The sequence below is a fragment of the Clostridium brassicae genome (assembly GCF_026738875.1).
Classification (GTDB): domain Bacteria; phylum Bacillota; class Clostridia; order Clostridiales; family Clostridiaceae; genus Clostridium_H; species Clostridium_H brassicae.
Window position 1 is genome coordinate 1 of the sequence record NZ_JAPQFJ010000063.1, and the last position, 1,007, is coordinate 1,007.

Annotated in this window: 2 tRNA genes and 1 rRNA gene; all 3 read left to right on the forward strand. The window is 34.1% G+C overall.

Features of this window, described 5'->3' with window-relative positions:
* Positions 1-184 precede the first annotated feature (184 nt).
* The 3 genes from rrf to OW729_RS19360 all read left to right on the forward strand — a co-directional run bounded on the left by rrf (position 185) and on the right by OW729_RS19360 (position 466).
* Positions 185-301, forward strand: a 5S ribosomal RNA gene (gene rrf, locus OW729_RS19350).
* Between the two features lie 9 nt (positions 302-310).
* A tRNA-Ile gene (locus tag OW729_RS19355) sits at positions 311-387 on the forward strand.
* A gap of 3 nt (positions 388-390) precedes the next feature.
* Positions 391-466: transfer RNA gene (locus OW729_RS19360), tRNA-Ala, on the forward strand.
* The last annotated feature ends 541 nt before the right edge of the window (positions 467-1,007 follow it).

The following is a 1,007-nucleotide window of genomic DNA, read 5'->3' on the forward strand; positions in this document are numbered from 1 at the left end:
CGTGGTAACATGTTAAGCTGACTGATACTAATAGGTCGAGGGCTTGATCAAATAAAAGTAACCAGTGACTAGGTAATTGGTTACGATCGAACATCACTGTGCAATTTTGAAAGAATAAAATTCTTTCGAAAAAGTGTTGACAAGTTTCTTCACAGGTGATATAATTTTAACCTGTAAGAGATAATCTGGTGATTATGGCTTGAAGGTAACACCCGTTCCCATTCCGAACACGAAGGTTAAGCTTCAAAGCGCCGATGGTACTGCACTGGAGACGGTGTGGAAGAGTAGGTCATCGCCGGGTTAACAACATGGATCTTTAGCTCAGTTGGTTAGAGCAACCGGCTCATAACCGGTAGGTCTGGGGTTCGAGTCCCTGAAGGTCCACCATACGGGGGTATAGCTCAGTTGGGAGAGCACCTGCCTTGCACGCAGGGGGTCAAGAGTTCGAATCTCTTTATCTCCACCAAAAAAGAACAGTCTACATAGACTGTTCTTTTTTATGTAATAGATTTTAGTCTACTTATAAATAAATTAACACTATATAACAAAAGTATTAATGTGATAGTATATTTTATGCAATTCATCTAAAAGGGTATTATTCAAATGAAATATTTAATAATAAAAATGCTTTTAAAATACATTTGTATATAAAATTATGTGGTTGATCACGTATAAAAACGATCTTGAGTACAAATAAGTAATAGCAAGTATAATAATTTTAAAATTATTATATAAATTAGAGAAAAATAGTAGCTTACAGAGTGCTGAAGTATAAAGTGAAACTCAAACTATAAAATAAAATAAAAAAAATTTAAAAAAGATGTTGACAAATATCTAAATACAGTATAAAATAGTTTTTGTCGTTGAAACACACAAACGAAAATGGTCTTTGAAAATTAAACAGAAGTTGATATAAAGTCAGTCAATTGAATTGAGTAAAGATTAAACTTTTAAATTGAGAGTTTGATCCTGGCTCAGGACGAACGCTGGCGGCGTGCCTAACACAT